General features: G+C 54.5%; 5 protein-coding genes and 1 rRNA gene. 2 read left to right on the top strand and 4 right to left on the bottom strand.

Annotation, left to right across the window (positions count from 1 at the left end; translation table 11 throughout):
* Positions 1 to 597: ribosomal RNA gene (locus PUZ33_RS07590) — 16S ribosomal RNA — on the bottom strand; the annotation flags it as partial.
* Positions 598 to 1,052: 455 nt separating this feature from the next.
* On the opposite strand from PUZ33_RS07590, the gene PUZ33_RS07585 reads away from it, so the two are divergent.
* Entirely contained in the window at positions 1,053 to 1,760 is a 708-nt protein-coding gene (locus PUZ33_RS07585; protein WP_013099390.1) for a FadR/GntR family transcriptional regulator, read from the top strand.
* Complete coding sequence (gene mdtD, locus PUZ33_RS07580; RefSeq protein WP_023622147.1) at positions 1,757 to 3,190, top strand: multidrug transporter subunit MdtD; 1,434 nt, start codon at positions 1,757 to 1,759, stop codon at positions 3,188 to 3,190. Before PUZ33_RS07585 ends, mdtD begins: the two co-directional genes overlap by 4 nt.
* On the opposite strand, the gene rbsR is transcribed toward mdtD, so the two are convergent.
* The 3 genes from rbsR to rbsB all read right to left on the bottom strand — a co-directional run bounded on the left by rbsR (position 3,156) and on the right by rbsB (position 6,079).
* Positions 3,156 to 4,148, bottom strand: coding sequence for a ribose operon transcriptional repressor RbsR (rbsR, locus tag PUZ33_RS07575; protein WP_013099392.1), 993 nt, complete (start codon positions 4,146 to 4,148; stop codon positions 3,156 to 3,158). The genes mdtD and rbsR overlap by 35 nt on opposite strands.
* Before the next feature lie 3 nt (positions 4,149 to 4,151).
* On the bottom strand, positions 4,152 to 5,081 hold the full coding sequence (rbsK, locus tag PUZ33_RS07570) for a ribokinase (protein ID WP_028028127.1): 930 nt from the start codon (positions 5,079 to 5,081) through the stop codon (positions 4,152 to 4,154).
* Positions 5,082 to 5,188: 107 nt separating this feature from the next.
* On the bottom strand, positions 5,189 to 6,079 hold the full coding sequence (gene rbsB, locus PUZ33_RS07565) for a ribose ABC transporter substrate-binding protein RbsB (protein ID WP_013099394.1): 891 nt from the start codon (positions 6,077 to 6,079) through the stop codon (positions 5,189 to 5,191).
* Positions 6,080 to 6,104: the final 25 nt, after the last annotated feature.

Genomic DNA, 6,104 nt, shown 5'->3' with positions numbered 1-6,104 from the left:
GACTTGACAGACCGCCTGCGTGCGCTTTACGCCCAGTAATTCCGATTAACGCTTGCACCCTCCGTATTACCGCGGCTGCTGGCACGGAGTTAGCCGGTGCTTCTTCTGCGGGTAACGTCAATTGCTGCGGTTATTAACCACAACACCTTCCTCCCCGCTGAAAGTACTTTACAACCCGAAGGCCTTCTTCATACACGCGGCATGGCTGCATCAGGCTTGCGCCCATTGTGCAATATTCCCCACTGCTGCCTCCCGTAGGAGTCTGGACCGTGTCTCAGTTCCAGTGTGGCTGGTCATCCTCTCAGACCAGCTAGGGATCGTCGCCTAGGTGAGCCGTTACCCCACCTACTAGCTAATCCCATCTGGGCACATCTGATGGCAAGAGGCCCGAAGGTCCCCCTCTTTGGTCTTGCGACGTTATGCGGTATTAGCTACCGTTTCCAGTAGTTATCCCCCTCCATCAGGCAGTTTCCCAGACATTACTCACCCGTCCGCCACTCGTCACCCGAGAGCAAGCTCTCTGTGCTACCGTTCGACTTGCATGTGTTAGGCCTGCCGCCAGCGTTCAATCTGAGCCATGATCAAACTCTTCAATTTAAAAGTTTGATGCTCAATGAATTAAACTTCGTAATGAATTACGTGTTCACTCGTTGAGACTTGGTATTCATTTTTCGTCCGAAGACGTTAAGAATCCATGTCACTTTGAGTGCCCACACAGATTGTCTGATAAATTGTTAAAGAGCAGTGCCGCTTCGTTTTCGCTGCGGCGCGGGGTGTGCATATTACGCTTTCCCGCTTCAGAGTCAAGCGTTTAATTTGCTTTCATCTGCTGACCCGGCGGCGTGTGTGCCGTTGTTCCGTGTCAGTGGAGGCGCATTATAGGGAGTTATTCTGAAGTGACAAGAGGAAATTTAAAAAAAGTTTCCGTCCGTGTTTTTTTTCACCAATAGCGATGAAATCAAGCTACAAAGTGTTCTATTTGATGTATCTGCAACCACAATCACATTCACGGTGGCATACTTATCGACAAGAATCATTAAGGAATAAAAGCAATGCCATTGAGCGCACAACAGCTGGCAGCCCAAAAAAACCTGTCTTATGTGCTGGCAGAAAAGCTGGCTCAGCTGATTTTAGCGGGTAAATATGCCCCGGGTAGCATCCTGCCGGGTGAAATGGAGCTGGGCGAGCAGTTTGGCGTGAGTCGTACCGCCGTTCGCGAAGCAGTGAAAACCTTAACAGCAAAAGGCATGGTGCTACCACGTCCGCGCATTGGCACGCGGGTGATGCCACAAAGCAACTGGAACTTCCTCGATCAGGAACTTCTCTCCTGGTGGATGACAGAAGACAACTTCAATCAGGTCGTCGATCACTTTCTGGTGATGCGCAGCAGTCTTGAGCCGCAGGCCTGCCTGCTTGCCGCCACGCTCGGGACAGCAGAACAAAAAGCCCAGCTCAACACCTTAATGGAAGAGATGGTGTTCCTGAAAAAGCATTTCAACCGCGAGCGCTGGGTTGAGGTCGATATGGCCTGGCATGAACATATCTATATGATGAGCGCCAATCCGTTCCTTACCTCTTTTGCTTCTTTATTCCATTCGGTGTACCACACCTACTTTACCTCTATTACTCAGGACGAAGTGGTGAAGCTGGATCTGCATCAGGCCATTGTCGATGCCATTCAGGAGAGCGACGGGCAACGAGCCCTGAGCGCGTGCCAGGCGTTACTGGCCGCGCCAACCCACCAGCAGGTGAATAAATGACAAAGAAAAAAGCACGCAGCATGGCCGGGCTGCCGTGGATTGCAGCCATGGCGTTCTTTATGCAGGCACTGGATGCCACCATCCTCAACACCGCACTTCCCGCCATTGCGCAAAGCCTTAACCGATCGCCGCTGGCGATGCAGTCCGCCATCATCAGTTACACCCTGACGGTTGCAATGTTGATCCCGGTGAGCGGCTGGCTGGCCGATCGCTTCGGCACCCGTCGCGTATTTATGTTGGCCGTAACGCTCTTTACGCTCGGTTCGCTGGCCTGTGCATTATCATCCTCTCTGACCGAACTGGTTATCTTCCGCGTCCTGCAGGGAATTGGCGGCGCGATGATGATGCCCGTGGCGCGCCTGGCACTTTTGCGCGCCTATCCGCGCAGTGAATTGCTTCCCGTGCTCAACTTCGTCACCATGCCCGGCCTGGTCGGCCCGATACTTGGCCCGGTGCTGGGCGGTGTGTTTGTCACCTGGGCCAGCTGGCACTGGATCTTCCTGATTAATATTCCAATTGGCGTAGCAGGACTGCTGTATGCCCGTAAATATATGCCGAACTTCACCACGCCAAGACGCAGTTTCGATATGGGTGGTTTTTTCCTGTTTGGTCTGAGCCTGGTATTGTTCTCCAGCGGGATGGAGCTGTTTGGTGAGAAGATAGTGGCAACATGGCTTGCGCTGGCTGTCATTCTTGGCGGTATTTTGCTGTTCCTTCTTTATATACGTCATGCACGCCGTCACCCGACACCGCTGATTTCGCTGTCTCTCTTTAATACGCGCACTTTCTCGGTAGGTATCGCGGGGAATATTGCTTCGCGCCTGGGGACGGGCTGCGTACCGTTTTTGATGCCTCTGATGCTGCAGGTCGGTTTCGGCTATCCGGCCCTGATAGCCGGCTGCATGATGGCGCCCACGGCAATGGGCTCAATTCTGGCCAAATCAACCGTCACGCAGGTGCTGCGCTGGTTTGGCTATCGGAAGACGCTGGTTGGCGTAACGGTCTTTATCGGGCTGATGATTGCGCAGTTCTCGCTACAATCTGCCTCGCTTCCCGTCTGGATGCTGATCCTGCCGCTGTTTGTGCTGGGTATGGCAATGTCAACGCAGTTCACGTCGATGAACACGATTACTCTCGCGGATCTGACTGACGACAACGCCAGTAGTGGCAACAGCGTGCTGGCGGTGACTCAACAGTTATCAATCAGCCTTGGGGTGGCTGTCAGTGCCGCGGTACTGCGGTTCTATGAAGGTTTTGACAGCGCGAACACCGTCGAGCAGTTCCACTATACCTTTATCACGATGGGCGGACTTACCGTCGTTTCAGCGCTGGTCTTTATGCTGTTAAAACCGAAAGATGGTCGAAACCTGATTAAAGAACGCCACAAAACAAAAGCTAAACCGAACCCCGTTCCATCAGAACAGGAGTAAGCTGCAGACGTTGCTGCTGCAGCGTGGGCTGCGCCATTCGGTGGATTAATACATCAATGGCCAGCTCACCCAGTTCATCTTTTGGCTGATGGATCGTGGTCAGCGGCGGGGTCATGTAGCTGGCCAGTTCGATATCATCGTAGCCAATCACCGCCATATCGTCAGGAATACGCAATCCCGCCTGGTACAACGCCTTATACGCCCCAAACGCCATGGCATCATTGCCAATAAAGACGGCCTGCGGGCGCGGTGTCTGCGCCAGCAATGTCTGCATCGCCTCGAAACCGCCCTGAAATTCAAAATCGCCGGTTATACGGTAACCCTCCGGAACCGCGAGTCCCGCCCGAGCCATCGCGGAAAGGTACCCCTCCAGACGTAGCCGCGCCGGGGTTTTATCCAGCGGACCAGTAATGCAGGCGATGCGGGTATGGCCTTTGTCGATCAGATACTGGGTTGCCATATCTCCGCCCAGCAGGGAGTTATCCTGAATCAGATCGCTGGTCCCGTCGAACGGCGCCCAGTCCATCATCACCGTGGGGATAGACGGATAACGCTGAATGATCTCTTTCGAGGGTTGATGCGTTTCGGTACACAGCAGCAGTAATCCGTCGACGCGTTTTTGCATCAGCGTCTCCAGATTACGGTTCATGCGCTGCTCATCCCCTTCGGTATTGCACAGCACCAGACTGTAGCCACGTTCGAAGCAGCTGCGTTCCACCCCGCGGACAAGTTCAGAATAAAAGGGATTCGTACTGGCGGTGATCAGCATGCCAATGGTGCGTGTCTGGTTGAGCTTCAGGCTGCGGGCCAGCGCAGACGGCGCATAGTTGAGATCTTTCACTGCGGCTTCGACTTTCTCCCGAATCGCCTCGCTGACGAAGCGATCGTTATTAATGACGTGGGAGACTGTCGACGTAGAAACGCCCGCCAGGCGGGCGACATCTTTCATTGTGGCCAAGCGTTACCCCTGCTGACTTAAGAATTCATCGATCTCTTTACGCCACGGAACGGAGGGCTGGGCACCTTTGCGCGTGACGGCGATAGCCGCAGCAGCATGCGCAAAGCGGATAGCATCATCCATTCCCTTTCCTTCCAGCAGCGCTGTCACCAATGCTCCGTTAAACGTATCGCCTGCCGCGATAGTGTCAATCGCCTTGACCTTAAAGCCCGGCACGCGACGGCCTTCGCCGTTTACGCTTGCCCACACGCCGCGGCTACCGAGGGTAATGATAACGGTGCCGATGCCTTTATCGTGCAGCGCTTTCGCGGCACGTGCTGCGTCATCATCATTTTCAACACCAATGCCCGTCAGTTTTTCCGCTTCGGTTTCGTTCGGTGTAATGATGTCCACCCGCGCCAGCAGTTCGTCTGATAATACACGGGCAGGCGCAGGATTAAGTACGACAGTGGTATGATTTTGATGCGCAATATCAGCGGCCGCCAGTACGCTTTCTACGGGCGATTCCAGCTGCATCAGTAACGCGTCGGCATTAGCGATAAGCTCGCGCTGCGCTTCGACGCGGTCCGTTGTAAGACGGGCATTCGCGCCAGCATGAATACCGATGACATTCTCACCTTCCGCGTTGACGAAAATCAGCGCCACGCCGGTCGATTCCCCTGCAACAACGCTGACTGGCGCAACATCGATGTTATCGCTGGCGAGCTGTTTACGCACGCGCTCACCGGTATCGTCATCACCCGTGCAGGCGATAAACGCGATATTTGCCCCACTGCGTCCTGCTGCAACCGCCTGGTTGGCACCTTTACCGCCAAATGCCACCTGATAATGGTTGCCGGTGACGGTTTCGCCCGGCGTCGGGAAGGATTCAAGGTTAAGAATGTGATCGGCATTGATACTGCCAAGGACGACGAGGTTGCCTGCGGTTTTCATGGTTGAGCTGTCCATCTGAGAGCGCCACCGGTGTTACCCGGTGGCGTATGCCACACTTTTCTTTATTGGTGTCCCTCAGGCAGCCAGCGACTGCCTGAATCGCCTTTTTACTGCTTGATGACCAGTTTCAGGTCAACTGGATATTTAGCCTGAACTTTTTCGCCCTTCAGCACTTTGTCAGCAGTCTGCACGCCAGTCGCGCCGATCTGCTCAGGCAGCTGAGCGATGGTCGCCGCCAGTTTGCCATCATTTACCGCTTTTTCTCCATCTGGTGTGCCGTCAAATCCGACAACCATCACATCAGATTTACCTGCAGTCTGCAGGGCACGCAGCGCGCCGAGCGCCATTTCGTCGTTCTGTGCGAACACCGCCTGCACGTCCGGGTGCGCGGTCAGCAGGTTCTGCATGACGTTCAGACCTTTAGTACGGTCGAAGTCAGCTGGCTGGCTGGCCAGGACGTTAAATTTGTGAGCCGCTACCGCCTGCTGGAAACCTTCGCCACGTTCGCGGGCAGCGGACGTACCGGCAATACCCTGCAGTTCGATAACTTTCGCGCCTTCACCTGCTTTCTTCGCGATGTAGTCACCCGCGATTTTACCGCCCAGCACGTTATCAGACGCAATGTGGCTCACAACGTCGCCTTTCGTTGCCTGACGGTCCAGGGTGATCACCGGGATCTTCGCCTGGTTTGCCATCTTCACGGCGTTACCCACCGCGTCAGAATCGGTTGGGTTGATCAGCAGAATTTTGGTGCCGCGAACGGTTAAGTCCTGCACGTTAGCCAGCTCTTTCGCCGGGTTGTTCTGTGAATCCAGCACCACCAGGTTGTAGCCCAGTTTGTCGGCTTCTTTTTGTGCGCCATCCTTCAGGGAGACGAAGAACGGGTTGTTCAGCGTGGAGATAACCAGCGCGATGGTGTCTTTCGCCATAGCGTTAGCACTTACGGTTGCGCTCAGCGCGACAGCAGAAACCAGGGTAGCCAGTTTTTTCATGTTCATATCTAAGATGTCCTGTAGTGTCGTC

This window comes from Enterobacter cloacae complex sp. 2022EL-00981, assembly GCF_028737495.1.
Lineage (GTDB): Bacteria > Pseudomonadota > Gammaproteobacteria > Enterobacterales > Enterobacteriaceae > Enterobacter > Enterobacter cloacae.
This window is presented reverse-complemented; position numbering and strand designations above follow the sequence as displayed.

Coding starts and splice junctions, on each gene's coding strand:
- PUZ33_RS07585 (WP_013099390.1), top strand. CDS start 1,053: ATGCCATTGAGCGCACAACAGCTGGCAGCCCAAAAAAACCTGTCTTAT.
- mdtD (WP_023622147.1), top strand. CDS start 1,757: ATGACAAAGAAAAAAGCACGCAGCATGGCCGGGCTGCCGTGGATTGCA.
- rbsB (WP_013099394.1), bottom strand. CDS start 6,079: ATGAACATGAAAAAACTGGCTACCCTGGTTTCTGCTGTCGCGCTGAGC.
- rbsK (WP_028028127.1), bottom strand. CDS start 5,081: ATGAAAACCGCAGGCAACCTCGTCGTCCTTGGCAGTATCAATGCCGAT.